Below are 20,175 nucleotides of genomic sequence, written 5' to 3' on the forward strand. Positions count from 1 at the left end.
CCGAGGCTCTAAACGAGAGATCCGAAACTTTTCAGGCTATTGTTAACCCCGCCCTCCCGCTCCTCCCTACTCTCAAAATCCCAACAAACAGCAAATTAAATGTCTGGAATTGGTCGCATTCACTCAATCGAAACTTTTGGTACCGTAGACGGCCCCGGAATCCGGTTTATCGTCTTCACCCAAGGCTGTCCGTTACGCTGTCTGTACTGTCACAATCCCGACTGTCGCAACTCCCACGATGGTAAAGAAGTAACCGTCGATTATTTAATCGAGCAAATTACAAAATGTAAATCATACCTGCGGAAAGGAGGCGTTACCGTCAGCGGCGGCGAACCGTTGATGCAGCCGGATTTTGTCAGAGAAATCTTTAGTCGCTGCCATCAAATGGGCTTGCATACAGCCCTAGACACATCAGGATTCTGTCTTTTAGAAGTTGCTAAACCGGTTCTGGAAATGACCGATCTGGTTTTATTGGACATCAAATCCTACATTCCCGAACTGTATTACAAAGTCACCAACGTTTCGATCGAGCCTACTTTAGCAATGGCGAAATATCTCAGCGAAATTGGCAAACCGACGTGGATTCGCTTCGTTCTAGTTCCTCACCTCACCGATGACATCGAAAACATAGAAAAACTAGCGGACTTCATTGCCAATCTGACCAACGTAGAAAAAGTAGAAGTCTTACCATTTCATAAAATGGGAGAATACAAATGGGAACAATTAAAACTGGATTACGAACTCAAAGATACACCTCCAGCTTCACCGGAACTCGTCCAACAAACAGTTGAGATTTTTCGCAGAATCGGGGTAAATGCGATCGGAGCAAGCGGTATATAATTAATGAAAATACATCGTGCAAAAAACACAAACTATCTTGAAATCATCTGCGCTGCTCTGCGTTAATCTGCGGTTCCCCTACCGCTCAAAAAGTTAGGCAATAATTATCTCAAAAAATCACTGAGGAGAAAAGACATGAAAGTTACCAATGTAGAAGAATTAGAAGTGCTAATTCAAAAAGTGAAAGCAGCCCAAGCTGAATTTGCCACCTACACTCAAGAACAAGTCGATCGCATATTCAAGCAAGCAGCTTTAGCCGCTAATGCCGCCCGCATTCCCCTAGCCAAAGCAGCAGTCAAAGAATCGGGAATGGGAGTCATCGAAGATAAAGCAATCAAAAATCATTTTGCCTCAGAAATGATTTATAACAAATACAAAAACGACAAGACTTGCGGTATCATCGAGTCCGATCGGCATTTTGGCTACGAACGCATTGCCGAACCCGTGGGAGTGCTGGCGGGAATCGTTCCTGTAACTAACCCGACTTCCACCACCATCTTTAAATCTTTAATCGCGATCAAGACGAGAAATGGCATTATATTTTCGCCCCATCCCCGCGCCAAATCCTGCACGGCTGCGGCGGCAAAAATCATCCTCGATGCTGCTGTAGCGGCCGGAGCACCGCCGGATATTATTGGGTGGATTGATGAGCCAACTGTGCCGCTTTCCCAAGCTTTGATGCAGCACCCCGATATCAAACTAATTTTGGCAACTGGCGGGCCGGGAATGGTAAAAGCTGCCTACTCTTCAGGACATCCCTCCCTCGGTGTCGGCGCGGGAAATACTCCCGCCATCATCGATGAAACCGCCCACATCCAAATGGCTGTCAGCTCAATTTTGCTCAGCAAAACTTTCGACAACGGCACGATTTGTGCTTCGGAACAATCGGTGATTGTTGTGGATGAGGTGTACGATGCCGTGCAACTAGAATTTATCAAGCGCGGTGCTTATTTCCTCAATGCAGAAGAACGGGAAAAAGTGCGGCAGGTAATCTTAATTGATGGGCGATTGAATGCCGAGATTGTCGGACAATCGGTGCAAAAGGTGGCGCAGATTGCTGGTTTTACAGTGCCGTCAAACATCAGGGTTTTGATTGGAGAAGTGGAGGCGGTTGGTAAAGAAGAACCCTTTGCTTGTGAAAAACTTTCGCCGATTCTCGCCATGTACCGCGCCAAGGACTTTACTGAAGCGGTAGACAAAGCGGAAGCGCTGATAATTTTTGGCGGACACGGACATACTTCTGTACTCTATACCGCCCCCCACAATCAGAACCACATTCGTTATTTTGAAGGCAAAGTAGAGACTTCGCGGGTGCTGATTAATACGCCTTCTTCTCAAGGTGCGATCGGCGATTTGTACAATTTCCGCCTCGATCCCTCCCTTACCCTCGGTTGCGGTAGCTGGGGCGATAATTCCATTTCTGTCAACGTGACACCCCATCACCTGCTCAATATCAAAACCGTAGCAGAACGGCGCGAGAATATGCTCTGGTTCCGCATTCCTCCCAAGATTTATTTTAAGTCGGGCTGTCTTCCTGTAGCTTTGAGGGATCTTGCAGGTAAGAAACGTGCTTTGATCGTGACGGATAAACCTTTGTTTGAGTTGGGATTGACTAAGGAAGTCACAGATAGTTTGGAAGAAATCGGCATCGATCACTACACATTTTACGATGTGGAACCCGATCCTTCGCTTGCTACTGTTCGCAAAGGTTTAGAAATCTGCAATAGTTTCCATCCAGATGTGATTGTTGCCTTTGGTGGTGGGTCGCCGATGGATGCTGCTAAAGTAATGTGGCTGATGTACGAGCATCCAGAAATTGAGTTTGAAGGATTGGCGATGCGGTTTATGGATATTCGCAAGCGGGTATACGAACTGCCGCCTTTGGGCTCGAAGGCAATTATGGTGGCAATTCCAACTACTTCGGGAACGGGTTCGGAAGTCACGCCTTTTGCGGTTGTTACGGATGAACGATCGGGGATTAAGTATCCGCTTGCAGATTATGCTCTGACTCCGAGTATGGCGATCGTCGATCCAGAACTTACACTGAATATGCCCCGGAAACTGACTGCTTACGGCGGCATTGATGCGCTAACCCACGCTTTAGAAGCTTATGTTTCTGTGTTGGCTTCTGAGTATACAAATGGTTTGGCTTTAGAAGCGATTCGTTTGCTGTTTAAATACCTGCCCAGCGCTTACAAAAATGGTGCGAACGATCCGAAAGCGCGGGAGAAAGTACATTATGCTGCTACGATCGCCGGCATGGCATTTGCCAACGCTTTTCTGGGGGTTTGTCACTCAATGGCTCACCAATTAGGTTCAACTTGCCACGTCCCTCACGGTTTAGCGAATGCGCTGATGATTTCCCATGTAATTCGCTACAATGCAACGGATGTTCCGTTCAAACAAGCGATTTTTTCTCAAAACAAGTATCCTAACAGCAAGTGGCGTTATGCTCGAATTGCGGACTATCTGAATTTGGGCGGCGATACAGAAGATGAAAAAGTTGAGAAGTTGATCGCAGCGGTGGAAGATCTCAAGCGTCAGGTAGATATTCCTAGCACGATTCAGGAGGCTCTTGCCAGTCAGGGAATGAGTGATGATTTCTTTTTTGCTCGCGTTGAGGAAATGGCCGATCGCGCTTTTGACGATCAGTGTACCGGAGCGAACCCCCGCTATCCGCTGATTGAAGATTTAAAGCAACTTCTGCTGCAAGCGTATTCTGACGGCGACACTTCTTTTGTCGATCGAGTGTTAACTGTAGTTTAATCGCCGCGGTGCCATAGATTTATCCAGAAAAGCCTGTCAATGGGGGGCAGGATGCCTAACCCCTACTCCCCACAGTTTCTGGAGAAATCTAACGCAGGGCCCGGCGGTGAAAATAAACCCCGAAGCGGATCGAAATACCAAGTAGGGGTTAAAAAATTCTGAAATTGTGTTATAATTTTATCGGTAACTCTTTTACGAATTTTGTAGTTTCAGTGGCTGTTCGCGCGATGACCTCTTCACCAACCATAGCACCCGTTCGATCGAGTCAAGTTACCCGCAAACCTTATCCCAACTATCGGGTAATAGTTCTTAACGACGACTTCAACACATTCCAGCACGTTGTGGAATGTTTGACGAAATACATTCCAGGGATGACGAGCGATCGGGCTTGGAAACTCGCCAACCAAATCCACCACGAAGGCCAGGCCACCGTCTGGGTTGGCCCGCAAGAGCAAGCAGAACTTTATCATATGCAATTGAGCCGTGCTGGACTGACAATGGCTCCGCTAGAGTCAGCTTGAAAAGAGTGTAGAAGGCCCGAAAGTTCGATCGATTTTTTGTCGGTAATTAATGGGAATTTAATAGGATGTCCGGTGAGGCGACGGAGACTGGCGTTAAGAGGCGATCGTAATTTTGCCAATCATCCCCGCCTCTGTATGTCCGGCTACCGTACAGCGCAGGTTGTAACTTCCCGATTTCATGGGAACAAACACCCATTCTGCCATAGCGCCCGGTTTAAGTTCCAATTCGTGAATCGCTCCTTTAATTTCCACATTACCAGCTTCAACTTTTTGAGTCCAACTCGCATCAGCAAAGTTTTTGGCAGTGAAATAATGTTTCTGCGAACTGGGATTTTTTAGCACTAATTTATAGCGTTTTCCCGATTCAAATTCTAGCAAATTGGGAAAAAATTTGAGTTCCCCAGCTTCGTTACCCAAACTAACAGTAATTTCGGTGACAGGTTGGCGAGACAAATCACCGGCAGCACTAGCAATTGCCGCCGGCACCAAGATTGTCCCCAAACACAAAATTAGTCCCAAAATCACCTTGAGAGCTTGTTGTAACCGCTCGCTGCGGTAAAATTCACCTAATTGCAAACCGAGTAAATTGCTCATGGTTGTTCAGACTACTGTTAACTGTTAACTATTAACTGACTGCTGACTGCTGACTAATGACTGATGACTTAATTCGATCGCCAAACTTCATCCCAAGGCCCGCCCCCAACCTCCAAACCCGATAAAGAACTTTGAGCCTCCAAGATAATTCTAGAACGCTGCTTGCCATTTTTGTCAACATTTCCCCCCAACAACTCTCGCAGTTGCAAGCGCAATTCGCCGTGCGTCGTATCCCGGCAGCAAAAAGCCATGCCTTTTTCTGTAGGAGTTCGCACATAAGTACCAAGATTGTTTGTAGTGCCAATCAACTCAACTTCAAATTGGCTGTTTCTAGCCTGCATTTTCCAGCTTCCCCAAGGCTCAATATTCCAGCTAACTTGCGAATTCCAAGGTACAAATTCGTAAAATTTGCCTCGGTAATGCAGACAAATCATTGCTACCGATTCCATCCACCACAGCACGCCCCGCTTGCCGCCGCCAGCAGTTAAAGCTAAATCCTTTTCGCCTTGAAAACAATTGCAATTAATCCAAAACCACTTTTGCGGAAAAGCACCGCCCCAGTTTTTTTCGCTGTAAGCGGGAGCATCTTTGAATTCGTAGCGTTGGCCGTTCCAATCAATCCAGCCCGTGGCTAAACCGTGAGCCATTAAAATTTGCCATCCAGGCTCAAAGACGGGCAGAAAAGATAGCATTCCCGCCGTAGACTTCTGGATTTCTTCAGAGTTTCCCCAGCCGTAAATAGGTTGAATTTCGTACTGCCAAAAACAGCGACTGCCGCTTCCAGGATCGTGCAGATAACCTTGATTCAAAGTAGCCGTAGCTTGATAGCCTTCTTCGACGCGGCTGTCGAATATTTGCGGTTCTAAATAGTCGGCTTTAATTTGTAAATCTGTTTTGCCCCAATGCCCCAAACCCAACCTTTCTCGGTGCGCCCAAAACTTATTTACATCGGGGAAGGTGCGGCACAAATAGCTATCTTTCGGGCCGAGAATTTGAGCTGCACCGCCGCTGTAAGGTTGACCGCATCTGGGGTCTTCGATGGAATACATGAATGCAAAGGATTGTCCGTGAATCGGTAATGTTATTCGATAGTACCAACCTTCAAAAAAGCGGCGGGAACTGCCGTCCCAGTGGTAGCCGCTGTGGGGAGTTTCAATAGTTTTGAGTTTTGAAAGTGAATTTGACATAAAATTACCAAGAGCAAGATTTTAATAGTTGTAAATTGTGAGTTTAGAGAGAAAATCAGGAGGCAGAAGTAAAAGTAAAAATGCACTAATTACCCATTACCAATTACTCGCTACCAATCTGTCACGGCTTGACTAAGCTGTTGTGCATTTAAATTGAATGTCAAAAAATAATCTAAGTCTTGTGGGGTGCGCCAGAAAGCCCGCCCTGAATATGCAATTTAAATGCGTGACAGCTTACTGCGTAAAGTTTTTTTTAAGGTCAACTAATTTTACGGGATTTTAGATGCTGACACAAATTGACTCTTGCCTGCGCTGAGTGGACTCCCCACGATCGCCCGCCGGTGATTCAACCGCGAGCAAAATCGGTACTATTAGCCCTTTGTCGGCGGGCTAATTGTTTTTGATCGATCGCCCCTCAACCAAGATGACTGTCGCCTCAGTCTTTGAAGCTGCTTGTCATCAACTTACTCTGGTTTGAGCTTCCGGCCGCGCCCGATTGCCTGTAACTCACCCCGATCGATTGCCGTGCGATCGAACGCAAGAACCTCTCAACCCCAAATTTTACTGTACCTCATACACCTGCAATCTGCTGTATGTTCCATTAAAAAGAAACTGACTATCGGACAACAGACCGGACGATGGCATCGCGTCAGAACAAATTTGGTAAACAGAAGTGAGCTCTTGCAATGAGTAATTAGGTGTTCAAAATAGTGCTTGCTACAATACTCATACGCTTTTCTTCAGCTATTACGCCGTGAGCAAGAGGCTTAACCTGAGCAAGGACACCAACATTTTTGAAATATTCCTGAAACTGAAAGCCTGTGTAGACGAGTATTTCCCCAATGTCAAGCGTTACCATTTGAGGTTCAGTAGCGCCTTCAGGCTGGATCATTAAATTGGATGTAGGCCCTATAATGCTTTGGATAAAGCTCTTGTCCCGATGCAACTCTAGTATCACTTTTTCCCGATAATAAGTCGGTTTGATTTGGAGAATACACGAAAGATGTGAATTGGGATCTAAGTAACTTCTCAACTCTTCAAGCAGAGGAGAATTTATGTGACGGTTAACAAACTGTGCAATATCATATCCTTGGTTATGAGGCAATTTTTCAACTTCAGGTAGGCTTTCTGGGTTCACATTATTCTCAGGTACAAAGAATCCATCTCTGTCACCTGAATAGAATTTTTTAGAATTGTAGTATTCCAGGGGAAACTTTTTAGCCTCATAGATATCGTCATATACTGTTTGAGGCCAGTAACCTGCCAGATATCCTGAACTCCGAAAAACATAATCGCCCGACTTAAACAAGTCTCTCTCCCGATCTGGTCTTTCAAAAAATTTTCGCATTCCCTCACGAAATAAAACGATATTTTGATGCAATATCTCTAAATCACTTGGATTTACGACTGTTTTCAAGTAATCTTGTCTTAAAATTACGTAGCTTTGCTCGATAAACTGTTGAAACTTCATGCTAATTCTCTCCCGATCCGCTGTATAGTGTTGTGTTTTTAAGGGGAAAACTAAATATTGGCAGCCAATAATCCTGATTTTGCGATTTCAGTTCCCCTCTCTTCAGTTAGCTTTTCTGTATGTTGGCTCGCTTTGTGCCGATCGTGGCTTTATAGTATAGGGGGCGTCCGTCCATGTGAAATCGATGCTGATAGTCATGCCTCTGAGCAATCTCAAAAATGTCCGTTTCCGCTACCCAAGGATGCCGTGCCACAAAAGAAGCCTCGCCTTTCTCCTCCCAGCCTTCTTTCTGCACGTTGAAGGCAATCCAGCCATTGGGTGCTATCAGGTTAAATGCGGTAGCCAAGCCTAAAGCAGGAATGTGATTAGACGAGAGTGCGGAAGCACAAACCAGACAATTAAACCCTCGGCTGCTTAGAGTGTCCAGTGCCTTTTCGCTTAAATTGGTCAGATCTTCAACGTAGTAATTCTCGTAAACTCCTAGACATTCGCGTTTTGCTGCTTGGGCAGCTTCTGGAAGAATGTCAATTCCAGTCATTGATTTCACCCCCAAATCTGCTAGAGCTTGGCCTAGCATTCCACTTCCTGCCCCAACTTCTAGCACTATCAAATCTTTAACATCGCCGCCAGCTTTGGTGACTAGATCTATCAGTAAAGAAGACAGTACGATATGGGATTTAGCCTGCAACTTTTCCATTAAATATTCGTACAGATGTGGAATCCGATAAATTTGAGCATAGTCGTGTAATCTCAGCTTGCCTTCTTTTCCATTTTGGCTTAACCAAAAGAATTCTTCCTGGATGGGTAAGTTCCGAACAATTTCGGTTTCTGGGAGTTGAATCTCAAAATCCACTTTCTGCATATGTGTGTCGAATGTTACTGTTGATTGAGTTAGAAATTATTAACCGATGAAAGATCGGGGTGAAATGATATCATGTCCGGTAACACGACCGTAATCAAATATCTGTAGATACTTTACACGTAAGGTCTCTCCATTATAGGTATTATGGGTAAGCTCCCGGACATGATATTGAGTCAAGAAAAATTTTTGAAAAGTCGTGTGGCTGTGGTAACGGACCGTGCCTCTGGAATAGGCAGGGCTATGGCTCTCGCTTTTGCTGAAGCTGGGGCTGATGTAGCGCTATCGCACTGCTAGCAAAAATCCATACAAAGACGAAATTGAAGCACTGGGAGTTAGGGCACTTCCGATGAACCTTGATGTCACATCAACCCACTTAGGATCGCGAATTAAATAATTTACACTCTTGAAAGTGGGGTTGGCGTCCCGCCCCCCCTTTCTTTCTGGACGGGCGGGACGCCCATCCCACAAGAAAATCACGCATTGTAAGTTATTTAATTCTCATTCCTTAGTCAAAGCTGGGTACTGGTACTGGGTGGAATGGCACTAAGAAAAGTGTAAATCCTTGGTGTTCCTGGCTTTGGAGTGTGAGGTTGCAGGTTCGAGTGTGGGGAATTAAGAATTTGAATTTAACGAACAAGAAACTTTTCGTGAAATTTATGAATAGTTTTTGTATCCATCAACTGTTTGAGGTACAGGTAGAACGAACGCCAGAAGCCATAGCTGTGGTTTTTGAAGATGAGCAGCTAACTTACCGAGAGCTAAATCAGCGATCGAATCAACTTGCACACTACCTGCGAGGCTTGGGAGTTAGACCAGAGGTGCTGGTGGGCATTTGCTTGGAGCGATCGCTTAATCTAGTCGTTGGGCTCTTGGCAATCCTGAAAGCTGGTGGGGCTTACGTTCCATTAGATCCCACCTATCCGGTAAAACGTCTAGCCTTCATGGTAGAAGATGCCCAATTACCAATAATCTTGACTCAGGAAAAGTTGGCAACGGGACTGCTAGATTTCGCCACACCGGCGTCGCCCCATCCTAACAGCAAAAAGCTAAAGCTGCTCTGCCTAGATAACACAGAAGAGGCGCGGTTTGAAAACAGTTTCGAGAATCCAGACAGCGGGGTAATAGATGAAAATTTAGCCTACGTCATTTACACCTCAGGCTCTACTGGTAAGCCTAAAGGAGTTGAGATAACCCACAAATCTGCGGTCAACTTCTTAAATTCCATGCGCCTTTCTCCGGGACTGACCCAACAAGATACCCTTGTTGCCGTCACCACCATATCCTTTGATATTGCGGTACTAGAAATTTACTTGCCCTTGATTACTGGCGCACGCCTTGTGTTGGCAAGTCATGAAGTTGCTACAGACGCAGCACAACTGATAAAACTGCTGAGAAAATCTGATGCTAACGTTATGCAAGCCACTCCAGCAACGTGGCGAATGTTGCTAGAAGCTGGGTGGGGTGGCAACAAAAAATTGAAAATTCTCTGCGGTGGGGAAAGCTTATCGCGAGAGTTAGCCAATCAGTTGCTAGAAAAAAGTCACAGCCTGTGGAACCTCTACGGCCCCACAGAGGCTACCGTATGGTCAGCTATCCACCAAGTGCAATCAGGAGATAGCCCAGTTCCCATCGGATATCCCATTGCCAACACCCAAATTTATCTGTTCCAAGAATCGGGTCAGCTAGCTCCCTTCGGCATCCCAGGTGAATTACATATCGGTGGAGTTGGTGTTGCACGAGGCTACCTCAACCGCAGCAAACTGACTAACGAGAAGTTTATTCTCAACCCATTTACCCAAGAACCAGATTCGCGCCTGTACAAAACTGGCGACTTGGCTCGCTATTTACCAGATGGCACCATTGAATTCCTCGGTCGCATAGACAACCAAGTGAAAATTCGCGGCTTCCGCATCGAACTTGGAGAAATTGAAGCCTTACTTAATCAACACCCTGCCGTGAAGCAAGCTGTCGTTATTGCTAGGGAAGATGTAGCCAACGACAAAGGCTTGGTGGCTTATGTTCGGCTCCACCCATCCCCACCCGAAGAAGTACAAGAGTTAGAAACTAACAGCCCGGACGAGCAAACAGAGCAGTGGCAGAAAATCTGGGATGAAACCTACAGCAAGACAGATGCAGATGGGGATGGAACATTCCATATCGGCGGCTGGAACGATAGCTATACAGGTTTGCCGCTGGCGGAAATCCAGGTGCGGGAATGGGTCGAGCTGACTGTGGAACGCATTCTCTCCTTGCTACCCAAGCGCTTGCTGGAAATAGGTTGTGGTACGGGTCTGCTGCTGTTTCGCATCGCTCCCTACTGTCAGCATTACTGTGGCACGGATATTTCTGCTGAGGCAATTCGTTACATTGAGCAGCAGGTTAGCAGTAGCGTTTTAGCGCAATCAGTGATACTGAAACAAAGCGCCGCAGACGGATTGGAGGGCATAGATACTGAAGCCTTTGACGCCGTGGTGATTAATTCGGTAATCCAGTATTTTCCAAGTATTGAATATTTGGTGAAGGTATTAGAAAAAGTCGTAAAATTATTGCAGTCAGAAGGCTGCATTTTTATTGGGGACGTGCTCAGCTTCCCGTTGCTAGAAGCTTTCCATACCTCCGTTCAGCTACATCAGGCTCCTGCCTCTCTATCTACAGTCGCGCTACATGAACGCATCCAGCAACGCATCGCCGAAGAAAAGAAACTGACTGTCAACCCAGCTTTTTTCATAGCACTCCAGCAGCATCTACCCCAGATTAGTCGTGTGGAAATTCAGCTCAAGCGGGGGCGCTATCAAAATGAGCTGACTCGATATCGTTATGATGTAGTTCTCTATGTGGGTAAAAAGACCTCTGTCGCGATCGCCGAGCCGTTAGAGTTAGACTGGCAGTACGATAACTTAACATTGGCTACTGTCCGAGAGCGAGTCAGAGAAACCAATCCAGAGAGGTTAAGAATTACGCGCATTCCCAACGCACGGATTTGGGCAGATGTTCAGGCGATAAAATTGCTAACTAGCGCTAATCCTCCCCAGACTGTAGGTGAGTTGCGATCGCAAATCCAGGTAGCAGGAATAGAACCAGAAGATTGGTGGTCTTTGCAGTCCGAACTCCCTTATACGATCTACACTACTTGGTCTGGAGACGGTGCCAACGGCTGCTATGACGTGGTGTTTGTGCGACAAGGAATAGAAACAACGGTAGACGAGGTAGTTCCTGCCATCACTGCACCACCAGAGTTCCAAGCTTGGAGTGCCTATGCCAATAACCCAATGCAGAGCAAGGAAGCGCTGGTGCCAAAGCTGCGGAACTTCCTCAAACAGAAGCTGCCGGATTACATGATTCCCTCCGCTTTTGTCTTTTTGGAGGCTCTACCCCTAACTCCTAATGGTAAGGTGGACAGGCGATCGCTCCCAGCACCCACCCACGACAGACCGATTTTGGAGCAAGAGTTTGCCACACCCAATAGCCCAGTCGAGAAGCAGTTGGCTGATATCTGGGTTAAAGTGCTAAACGTCCATCCAGTCGGTGTTCGGGACAACTTCTTTGAGTTGGGAGGACATTCCCTACTGATAATGCAGTTGCTCTCCCAAGTGAAAGATGCTTTTGGAGTCAATTTACCCCTGCATTCCCTGTTTGAGAACCCTACGGTTATCGGTATGGTGCAAGCGATAGCCGAATATACGTCGCAGTTCCCTATTGAATCCTTCCATCACTCAGGCGTAGCAACTCCTCTAGAAGGGATAACGGTCAAAGATTTGCAACGGGAAGCGGTTCTAGATCCCAGCATCCGCCCTGTAGCCAACACAGGTGCGGCTGTAACTGAGCCAAATGCTATTTTCTTAACGGGAGCAACTGGTTTTTTGGGAGCATTTTTACTTGAAGAACTTCTTGGACAAACCAAGAATAAAGTTTATTGCCTGGTTCGGAACTGCAAAACTGAAGCACAAGCCAAGCAAAAAATCCAAAAAAACCTGCAACGCTATTTACTGGGACATTTACTGGAAAATGAGAACCTCAACTCCCGGATTATTCCCGTACTTGGCGATTTATCCCAGCCGCTTTTGGGACTAGACGAGCAACAGTTTTACCAGCTAGCTAGCGAAATTGATATTATTTATCACGCTGGGGCTGATGTAAATATACTTTATCCCTACACTGCCGTGCGATCGACTAACGTGCAGGGGACTCAGGAAATTTTGAGATTAGCCAGTCTTAGCAAACTCAAACCCGTACATTACATTTCATCCCTTGGTGTGTTTGAATCTAGTGGCTATTCGGAGGAGAAAAAGCGCATCCAAGAAGCAGATAACCTCAATGATTGTGAAGTGGTCTATGGTGGCTACTGTCAAAGTAAATGGGTGGCAGAAAAAATGCTGCAAACTGCGCGATCGCGAGGAATTCCAGTTAGTATATACCGCCCCGGAATGATTAGCTGCCACAGCCAAACGGGTGCTTCTAATACTGAGGATATTCTGTCCCGCCTGATCGAGCAGTTTATCCAGCAAGGCACTGCACCTGACTTAGATATAACGATAGATATGACACCTGTAGACTATGTGAGCAAAGCCATTGTCTATCTATCAAAGCAGAAAGAATCTCAGGGGCAGGTCTTTCATTTAGTTAATCCTCAGTCTTTACACTTGAGCCAACTCATCAAAGAAATTCTTACTCTTGGCTATTCCATCAAACAACTAGAATATGTCCAGTGGCAATCCAATTTGAGAAATCTCGCTATGAGTTCCCAAGAGACGGCGTTGGGTATTATGTTGCCTCTTTTCAGTGAAAAAATTACTGGAACGGAGTTAAGCTATCTGGAACTCTGCTCCATCGGGTTACAGTTTGACTGCCAAAATACCCTGGGAAGACTGACAGATACTTCCATTTTTTGTCCACCAGTAGACAGCAAATTTATTCGCACTTTGTTTTCCTACTTGACTGTTAGCGATTTTGTGAATACTCCGGTAACTGAAACAGTGTAAGTTATGCATAGTTTAGGACTTAAGTTTATGGTAAATCACAGAATACTTGCACCTCATCAGCATCTGCTCGAAATATTAAATCGACGAGCTAGTACCTGGAATATAACTGTGTTTAGCCGTATCAGAGGATTCCTAAGCGAAGAAACTGTAAGACAAGCTTTGGAAGTGGCGCAGTATCGTCACCCTTATCTGAATTGTCGGATTGTTGGGGATCTGGATCGCCTGCGCTTTGAAACGGAAGGAACGCAGAAAATTCCTCTGCGAGTTGTGGACCGAATCCATGAAAAACACTGGCAAGAAATTGTATTATCAGAACTCAACGAAAAAATAGATTCTAGCAGGTATCTGATGCGAGCTGTGCTGGTTAGGGATGAAGGTGAAAATGGTACTAGCCATCTGATTACAACCGTGCATCATGCGATCGCAGATGGATTGTCATTTCTGCAACTGCAATCTGAAATCTTGACATACTGCTGCCAAAAAAATTCTGCTGAACTCCTAAATCAGGTGGCACAATTGCCTGCACTTTCCTCCCTAGAAGAACTCTTGCCAAAGCCAGCAAAAGCAAGCCTGGAAAACCAGACTAAAATAGCAGAAATAGACCACTTAACGGTTGAGAAGTTGGTATCCATTGAGTCCCGTTGCAGTGGCTGGTTTTACAGACAACTGGACGAAGGCTTAATCCAAAAGCTCGAAAAAATGGCACGCCAGGAAAAAACAACAGTGAATGGAGCTTTATGTGCTGCCATGCTATTGGCAATAGCAAAAATAATTCGGCAGACAAAGAGAACAGATAGCCTACGCCTTAGCTGTGAATCCTCTATTAATTTGCGTCCCTATTTAGAACCTGCTGTTAGCAACGAATACCTGAGTTGGTTAATTTCGTTTGTGTATTCACGGCACGTTATAGAAACAAACACTGCATTCTGGGATTTAGCGAGAGAGGTCAGACAACAGATTAAAGAAGGTTTACTGCACAGCGTTCAATTTAACTTAGCGGAGTTTGATAGGGAGTTGGCGCAGAAGATTCTTGTCAGTCCCAATGAGCTAGGGATAACGGTGGAGATCAGCAATATGGGAAAACTGAATATCCCTACAGCTTACGGATTACTAGAACTCGAAGAAATTAGCTTGATTTTTGGACAGGCTGGTTTTGCAGGAGTCCCAGCTCTTGCTGTCACAACGTTTCGCGGAAAAGCAATTTTGAATTTTCTATTTTCCGAGCCTTCCATCAGTCGAGAAACAATGGAGATATTGGCAGACAGTGTAGTGTATTATTTGCATGAAGCTTGCGGTGAGGAGGTTCATACAGGTTTAAGGGAAATGGGAATATAACATGAACCAAGAAAAATTTTTGTTAGGTCGTGTGGCTGCGGTAACGGGCGGAGCCTCTGGTATGGGCCGGGCTATGGCTCTTGCTTTTGCTGAAGCTGGGGCTGATGTAGCGATAGGTTCCGGTACTGCTAGCACAAGTCCGTGCAAAGCCGAAATTGAAGCACGGGGAGTTAGGGCACTGGCGATAAACCTTGATGTCACATCAACTGACTCGGTGCAGGCTTTTTACAATGCTGTGGTCAAAGCCTTTGACAAAGTAGATATCCTAGCCAATTCGGCCGCAATCGGTGCCGAGCAGGCAATGTGCGGTCATTCTGACGAACTCTGGCATCAAGTCATCAATGTCAACCTCAACGGTGTCTATCGCACTATAAAGCTTTGTCTGCCAGGAATGATCGATCGCAAGTGGGGTCGCATTATTAACATTGCCTCCACCGCTGCCTCAGTGGGTTCTCCCACCAATGCCGCCTACTGCGCTTCTAAGGCCGCAGTAGTGGGACTGACTCGATGTGTGGCTTTGGAAGCAGCACCTCACGGTGTCACCTGCAACTCTATTAGTCCTGGCTGGGTAGAAACTGATTTCGGCAAAAACTGGATGAGGGAACTTGCTGAAACCGAAGGCAAAGGCTTGGCTGAATACATGGAGGAAGTCAAGCAGACAAATCCGCAGAAAAGAATGATACAGCCGGAAGAAATCGGCGAACTGGCTGTTTTCTTGTGCCGCGATGAAGCCTTGGGAATTACGATGCAGGATATCACTGTATCGGCTGGTTCGCTCTGGTAAGCCTTAAACTTGGTTCTCCTTTAACAATGGGGGAAACTCAGCTTTCAGCTTTCTGGGGCATAGGGGATGGGTCATCGAAAATGCTTGACGGGCAAGGATTTCTGGCGATTAATTAGTTTTCACGATCGCCATAAGTACGGTAGGAGCCGTTGCTACCTTGAATTTTACATCCTGAACTGCTATTTTTAAAGCATAGCAATTCAACACAAAACAGCCTCTAACAACACAGTACAAAAGCACTTACACAATGAGCGTTTGGATATATATATTGTTGGCAATCGTTCTAGAAGTGGTAGCCACGAGTTGTATGAAATTATCAGAAGGCTTTTCTAAAGTATTGCCTTCTGTTTTGATGTTTGTCTGCTATGGCCTCTGTTTTACTATACTGGCGTTTGCTCTCAAAAAAATTGAATTGGGCGTCGTTTATGCAGTTTGGTCGGGTTTGGGAACAATCTCGATCGCAGCGATCGGCATTATTTGCTTCCACGAGTCGGCAAGTCCGCTAAAAATAGGAGCTATTCTCCTGATAATAATTGGAGTAGTTATTCTGAAATTGAATCACGAACCTGTAACGACGATTCAGGGAAAAGAGATGTTATTAGAAGAAAGCGCCCTGAATGTTTATTTGGAAACTACAGAGCCTGTCAAAACACAAGATATGCTTCCGACAGTTGAAGAGGCTGCCCTCTTAATGTCGCAAATGCCAATAAAATCGCCTGAGCTAGAAAATTTATAAAAGCGTTTTTCTGGGGCACTGCACTAGCTTAGCTAAGGTTGAACCATCCAAGTCAAGAGGATTGAGCTTCAATATGCTACAGCAGCGCCCCAGAAAACCCACATTTTTTAGAGGAGTGGCTCCCTTAGAGGTAGTGCGATTCCATATTTGTGCTTGTCATCAAAAAAACTTCACTATTTACAGCGTATTCCAGGTTTATGAAGTACACTCCAGAAACCGGGTTTCTTTACAGTTCTCGCCTCTGGTACTGATTCTGTTGCTAGAAACCCGGTTTCTTTGTACTACATCTACATGGAATATGCTGTATTGTTCAGTTATTGAGCTTCAACGAGAAATAGATAAAGTTGGTATGTTTGTGTACGGTTATATTGCTGTAAACCACTAACCATACAATTAGTTACTTTTGTTAACAATCAAACAGAATCGATCGCCCGCCCGTGATTCAACCGCGAGCAAAATCGGTACTATTGACCATTTGTCGGCGGGCTAATTGTTTTTGAGAGCGATCGCCCCTCAAGCAAGATGACTGTCGCCTCAGTCTTTGAAGCTGCTTGTCACCAACTCATGTTTCAGCTTCCGGCCGCGCCCGATTGCCTGTAACTCACCCCGATCGATTGCCGTGCGATCGAACGCAAGAACCTCTCAACCCAAAATTTTACTGTACCTCATACACCTGCAATCTGCTGTAATTATGTCTTTAGCACTTTGGCGATCGCCCTTAGCTCGCGCCCTCCACCGCAACCGCAGTCTTGCTTTTGCCCGCTACTTGCAACTAGCAACTGTTCGCGCCACCGGCCGTCCGGCCAACCGCACTGTGGTGTTTCGAGGCTTTTTAGCAGATACTAATCAGTTGAAATTTATTACAGATATTCGCAGTGAAAAGGCTGAGGAAATTAACCTCTATCCTTGGGGGGAAATTTGCTGGTATTTCCCCAAAACTCGCGAACAATTTCGGATTGCTGGAAAGTTAGTTTTGGTAGGGGCAGATTATCCAGAGACCCAGTTGTGCTCGTCGCGCCGCACAGCTTGGCAGGAGCTTTCTGAGGCGGCTAGAGCACAGTTTGCTTGGCCGCATCCGGGGGATGACAAAGCCGAGGCTAGTGCTTTTGATTCTACTTCCCCAAATGCGATCGAACCGCTGCTTAATTTTTGCTTGCTGTTGTTGGAACCGGAAACGGTGGATTTTTTGGAGTTGCGGGGGGAACCGCAAAATCGGTCGCTTTATCGGCGGGACGGGGAGGGAAATTGGTCTGTGCGATCGGTTAATCCTTGAAAAATTAAAAATTAAAAATTAAAAACAGAGATTGTGCTTTTTAACTTTTAATTTTTCACCGAAAAACGAGCGAGAAGCCCCTGGCTTTAGACATGGGGAGGAAAGCGGCAGCGACTTCAGTCGCCTAAAATTAGAATCCATAGGAATAACCATCTTTTTTGTGAATTGCACGGCAATATTTGTGACTAATCCCTGCCACTCTTCCCGTCGTTGTAGCAATATCAAACGAACCGGATGCGCGGCAAAGAACTCGTCCCGTATAACAGCCAATTTTCTTTCCTGCGGTGACTGTCGCGCTGACGATATCGCCAGTTTGAAAACAGAAATGAATTTGCTTTCTTGATTTATGACGAATTGGGAATCCAAATTTATCTGTACCGCACATCTGTCGCGTTCCGTGTCCCATTGCTTTGATTAACAGCGGTTGAGAAGTTAGTACATTCAACTCTTCGACCTTGCCTACACACGCCGCATCCAACCAATGAGATTTAGGCAGTTGTAAGCGAGTTCGATTAAACTTAGTTCGACCTCCCGACCCCGTAGCCACGGGGAGTCCTGTTTCTTTTAGTCGATTGAGTAACGTCCAGCGGGTAGAATTGACGGCAGTCGCATCCATGAGAGGGCGTTTTCTTTGTGCTTGGATACGTTTGAGAACATCAGGCTTCTTGGCTAGGAATTGCTTGATATCCTGAGTACCTTTATTATTGTTGCAAGTATCGCAAGCAAGACACAGGTTAGAAATTCGGTTACTACCACCTTTGGCCTTGGGGTGGATATGTTCTACCTGTAATGGTACATTTTTAATGCCACAATAAGCGCATTTCCTCTCCCAAACTTCAAGAAGGTATTCGCGGACTTCATATCCTAAAAGTGTTCCTTGTTGGTATTCAATCCCTGAGATTTCAGGGTGATCAAGTTGTTGTAAGTCGAACCGTACCAGTTCTTGAGTGATTGAGTTTGTCGGCGCAAACTTAATAAGTTTTTTGACCCAGGTAAGCGTGGTTTCGACACGATGTTGTAGACTGGGGGCTAGCCAACCTTGAGGACGGGTAGGATTTAAGAATCTTGGTTGACGATAACGAGTGTGTCGATTTCGTCGGACTCTTCGTAGTTGACTGCGTGAGAGTAAAGCATTTTTAATAGCCTGACCTCTATGCGTTAATTCTGCAGCCCAAACAACTTTTGCGCCGTTGAGTATGGCAAAACCTGTTACCCTAGAACCAGGATCTATCTTGAGTTGCAAGTCGGGTACGGTCAGATCTGAGCGTGATTCTTTGAGTATCAAAGTAAACGGAAACTTGCGGTAAATTGCAGCCTTTTTTTGCTTGAAAAGTCTGCGTGCAAAACCGGGATGAATCGGTGTTAGTGGTCGTTTGTTCGCATCAATTATGAAAACAAAATTAGACATAATGTCCTCCCTTTCGGGGTAAAGTTCGCTTCGAGAAGGTTTCATGAGCTTGTTGAGCTAGTCGCACTTCCTTAACCCTTGTACAGATGTTTAACGACTAGCAATAGAGCGGAAAACTAGCGACGCATTATCCGGTATTATGACTCAAGAAACGTAGGTCTAATCCTGTCTCTGGTAAGGTTTGGGCTTTTTTCTTGAACCGCTCGGAACGAGCCGGACTTTCCAAAAGCCCCCGCTTTTAAGCGTGGGGTTCCTTACTCCTCAGATGCCGGTGCCGTCAAAAAATTCTTGAATTGCTTTATCTTTTAACTGACAAGTGGTGGCAACAGCTAATTGGGTTTTTTCAGCTACAGCTACATTGCTGGTTTGATTTAAAGTTGGGAATGCTGAAGGCGAATTGGGAACAGAATTTAAGGAGACAGATGCTTGAGGAAGCAAACTTTTTACTTGCTGTTCGAGGGACTCGATGCGATCGAGCAAAGAGCGAATTACCACAGCTTCCGAATCCGGCAAACTGCCGTGTTCTAGGGGATTGACGCGAACTCCCGACCGATAGACGATGCGGCCGGGAATCCCTACAACCGTACAGTCAGATGGTACGTCGCGGAGCACGACGGAACCTGCGCCGATGCGAACGTTGTTGCCAATTAGCAGATTGCCGAGTACCTTGGCGCCGGCACCGACAACTACATTTTCGCCGACGGTAGGGTGACGCTTGCCACTTTCCTTGCCTGTTCCGCCAAGGGTGACACCTTGGTAAATTAGGGCAAAATCGCCGATAATCGCTGTTTCGCCGATCACAACCCCCATACCGTGGTCGATGAAGACGCTTTTGCCGATGGTTGCCCCCGGGTGAATTTCAATTCCGGTCAAAAAACGAGCAATGTGCGAAATCAAGCGGGGGATGAAGGGAAGTCCCAGCACGTAAAGCCAGTGTGCGAGGCGGTGCAGCACTAGGGCCTGAAGACCGGGGTAGCAAAACAAAACTTCCAGCCAGTTGCGAGCGGCAGGGTCGCGATCGAAAATTATACTGAAGTCAGCTCTAAGGGTCTTTAGCACTTTCAGAGTTACCAATTTTGGTTAAACACGCCACTTTCAATTTTACCGGATGGGGGGAGAGTAGGAGAGGGGGAGAGTTTCTGAGTGGGGAATTGGGCATGGGCCATGGGAACCATTGGTCTACTAGCACTAAATTCGCTCCATACATTTTGCATTTGTAATCGAGTTGACGCTTGAACTCGTAAAAGCCCAGATCGGATATCGCCCCCGCCAGCTTGCCGGCCATCATCCCCAAGACATTCAAGTCTTCAATCTTGATTAAATTGAAAGTCTTGGCTAAGTAAGGATCGCGAATTAAATAATTTACACATATTTGTGGGATGGGCGTCCCGCCCGTCCTTTCTGGACGGGCGGGACGCC

Annotated in this window: 14 protein-coding genes and 1 pseudogene; 8 read left to right on the forward strand and 7 right to left on the reverse strand. The window is 46.0% G+C overall.

The window, feature by feature from the left end:
• Window positions 1–99: 99 nt before the first annotated feature.
• The 3 genes from pflA (at window position 100) to clpS (ending at window position 4,127) form a co-directional block, all read left to right on the forward strand.
• Window positions 100–840: a pyruvate formate-lyase-activating protein gene (gene pflA / locus QUA99_RS13605; protein ID WP_333237253.1), complete on the forward strand. Its 741-nt coding sequence runs from the start codon at window positions 100–102 to the stop codon at window positions 838–840.
• A 135-nt stretch (window positions 841–975) separates the two neighbouring features.
• Complete coding sequence (gene adhE / locus QUA99_RS13610; RefSeq protein ID WP_333237251.1) at window positions 976–3,606, forward strand: bifunctional acetaldehyde-CoA/alcohol dehydrogenase; 2,631 nt, start codon at window positions 976–978, stop codon at window positions 3,604–3,606.
• 227 nt (window positions 3,607–3,833) lie between these two features.
• Window positions 3,834–4,127: an ATP-dependent Clp protease adapter ClpS gene (gene clpS, locus QUA99_RS13615; RefSeq protein ID WP_015178834.1), complete on the forward strand. Its 294-nt coding sequence runs from the start codon at window positions 3,834–3,836 to the stop codon at window positions 4,125–4,127.
• 93 nt (window positions 4,128–4,220) lie between these two features.
• Here clpS and QUA99_RS13620 read toward each other — a convergent pair whose 3' ends face one another.
• The 4 genes from QUA99_RS13620 to QUA99_RS13635 form a co-directional block, all read right to left on the reverse strand.
• A complete protein-coding gene (locus tag QUA99_RS13620) occupies window positions 4,221–4,721 on the reverse strand; it encodes a plastocyanin/azurin family copper-binding protein (protein ID WP_333237249.1) in 501 nt (166 codons plus the stop codon).
• Window positions 4,722–4,789: 68 nt separating this feature from the next.
• On the reverse strand, window positions 4,790–5,908 hold the full coding sequence (locus QUA99_RS13625; RefSeq protein ID WP_333237247.1) for a tocopherol cyclase family protein: 1,119 nt from the start codon (window positions 5,906–5,908) through the stop codon (window positions 4,790–4,792).
• A 694-nt stretch (window positions 5,909–6,602) separates the two neighbouring features.
• Window positions 6,603–7,379 carry a hypothetical protein gene (locus QUA99_RS13630; RefSeq protein WP_333237245.1) on the reverse strand — a complete coding sequence of 259 codons (777 nt, stop codon included), beginning with the start codon at window positions 7,377–7,379 and terminating at the stop codon, window positions 6,603–6,605.
• A gap of 106 nt (window positions 7,380–7,485) precedes the next feature.
• A complete protein-coding gene (locus tag QUA99_RS13635; RefSeq protein ID WP_333237243.1) occupies window positions 7,486–8,241 on the reverse strand; it encodes a methyltransferase domain-containing protein in 756 nt (251 codons plus the stop codon).
• Window positions 8,242–8,897: 656 nt separating this feature from the next.
• On the opposite strand from QUA99_RS13635, the gene QUA99_RS13640 reads away from it, so the two are divergent.
• The 5 genes from QUA99_RS13640 (at window position 8,898) to QUA99_RS13660 (ending at window position 17,348) form a co-directional block, all read left to right on the forward strand.
• Window positions 8,898–13,220 (forward strand): amino acid adenylation domain-containing protein, encoded by a 4,323-nt coding sequence (locus QUA99_RS13640; protein WP_333237241.1) that lies wholly within the window; start codon window positions 8,898–8,900, stop codon window positions 13,218–13,220.
• 27 nt (window positions 13,221–13,247) lie between these two features.
• The gene (locus QUA99_RS13645; RefSeq protein ID WP_333381265.1) at window positions 13,248–14,555 is read left to right on the forward strand and encodes a phthiocerol/phthiodiolone dimycocerosyl transferase family protein; all 1,308 of its coding nucleotides are present in this window, start codon (window positions 13,248–13,250) and stop codon (window positions 14,553–14,555) included.
• 1 nt (window position 14,556) lies between these two features.
• Entirely contained in the window at window positions 14,557–15,339 is a 783-nt protein-coding gene (locus tag QUA99_RS13650; RefSeq protein WP_333237237.1) for an SDR family oxidoreductase, read from the forward strand.
• Between the two features lie 247 nt (window positions 15,340–15,586).
• On the forward strand, window positions 15,587–16,075 hold the full coding sequence (locus QUA99_RS13655) for a multidrug efflux SMR transporter (protein WP_333237235.1): 489 nt from the start codon (window positions 15,587–15,589) through the stop codon (window positions 16,073–16,075).
• A 691-nt stretch (window positions 16,076–16,766) separates the two neighbouring features.
• The gene (locus QUA99_RS13660; protein ID WP_333237233.1) at window positions 16,767–17,348 is read left to right on the forward strand and encodes an Npun_F5749 family FMN-dependent PPOX-type flavoprotein; all 582 of its coding nucleotides are present in this window, start codon (window positions 16,767–16,769) and stop codon (window positions 17,346–17,348) included.
• A 130-nt stretch (window positions 17,349–17,478) separates the two neighbouring features.
• Here the strand turns inward: QUA99_RS13660 and iscB are convergent, their stop codons facing one another.
• The 3 genes and pseudogenes from iscB to QUA99_RS13675 all read right to left on the reverse strand — a co-directional run.
• A complete protein-coding gene (gene iscB / locus QUA99_RS13665) occupies window positions 17,479–18,756 on the reverse strand; it encodes an RNA-guided endonuclease IscB (protein ID WP_333237231.1) in 1,278 nt (425 codons plus the stop codon).
• Window positions 18,757–19,017: 261 nt separating this feature from the next.
• On the reverse strand, window positions 19,018–19,815 hold the full coding sequence (gene cysE / locus QUA99_RS13670) for a serine O-acetyltransferase (protein ID WP_333237230.1): 798 nt from the start codon (window positions 19,813–19,815) through the stop codon (window positions 19,018–19,020).
• Window positions 19,799–20,175: pseudogene (locus tag QUA99_RS13675) on the reverse strand (hypothetical protein); the annotation flags it as partial. The gene cysE and the pseudogene QUA99_RS13675, both read right to left, overlap by 17 nt.

The organism is Microcoleus sp. F10-B2 (assembly GCF_036704965.1).
GTDB lineage: Bacteria > Cyanobacteriota > Cyanobacteriia > Cyanobacteriales > Microcoleaceae > Microcoleus.

What these genes read in the sequence shown, in the direction of transcription:
- QUA99_RS13620 (WP_333237249.1), bottom strand. Translation starts at nt 4,721, where the DNA reads ATGAGCAATTTACTCGGTTTGCAATTAGGTGAATTTTACCGCAGCGAG.
- QUA99_RS13630 (WP_333237245.1), bottom strand. Translation starts at nt 7,379, where the DNA reads ATGAAGTTTCAACAGTTTATCGAGCAAAGCTACGTAATTTTAAGACAA.
- clpS (WP_015178834.1), top strand. Translation starts at nt 3,834, where the DNA reads ATGACCTCTTCACCAACCATAGCACCCGTTCGATCGAGTCAAGTTACC.
- pflA (WP_333237253.1), top strand. Translation starts at nt 100, where the DNA reads ATGTCTGGAATTGGTCGCATTCACTCAATCGAAACTTTTGGTACCGTA.
- adhE (WP_333237251.1), top strand. Translation starts at nt 976, where the DNA reads ATGAAAGTTACCAATGTAGAAGAATTAGAAGTGCTAATTCAAAAAGTG.
- iscB (WP_333237231.1), bottom strand. Translation starts at nt 18,756, where the DNA reads ATGTCTAATTTTGTTTTCATAATTGATGCGAACAAACGACCACTAACA.
- QUA99_RS13655 (WP_333237235.1), top strand. Translation starts at nt 15,587, where the DNA reads ATGAGCGTTTGGATATATATATTGTTGGCAATCGTTCTAGAAGTGGTA.
- QUA99_RS13625 (WP_333237247.1), bottom strand. Translation starts at nt 5,908, where the DNA reads ATGTCAAATTCACTTTCAAAACTCAAAACTATTGAAACTCCCCACAGC.
- QUA99_RS13635 (WP_333237243.1), bottom strand. Translation starts at nt 8,241, where the DNA reads ATGCAGAAAGTGGATTTTGAGATTCAACTCCCAGAAACCGAAATTGTT.
- QUA99_RS13645 (WP_333381265.1), top strand. Translation starts at nt 13,248, where the DNA reads ATGGTAAATCACAGAATACTTGCACCTCATCAGCATCTGCTCGAAATA.
- QUA99_RS13660 (WP_333237233.1), top strand. Translation starts at nt 16,767, where the DNA reads ATGTCTTTAGCACTTTGGCGATCGCCCTTAGCTCGCGCCCTCCACCGC.
- QUA99_RS13640 (WP_333237241.1), top strand. Translation starts at nt 8,898, where the DNA reads ATGAATAGTTTTTGTATCCATCAACTGTTTGAGGTACAGGTAGAACGA.
- QUA99_RS13650 (WP_333237237.1), top strand. Translation starts at nt 14,557, where the DNA reads ATGAACCAAGAAAAATTTTTGTTAGGTCGTGTGGCTGCGGTAACGGGC.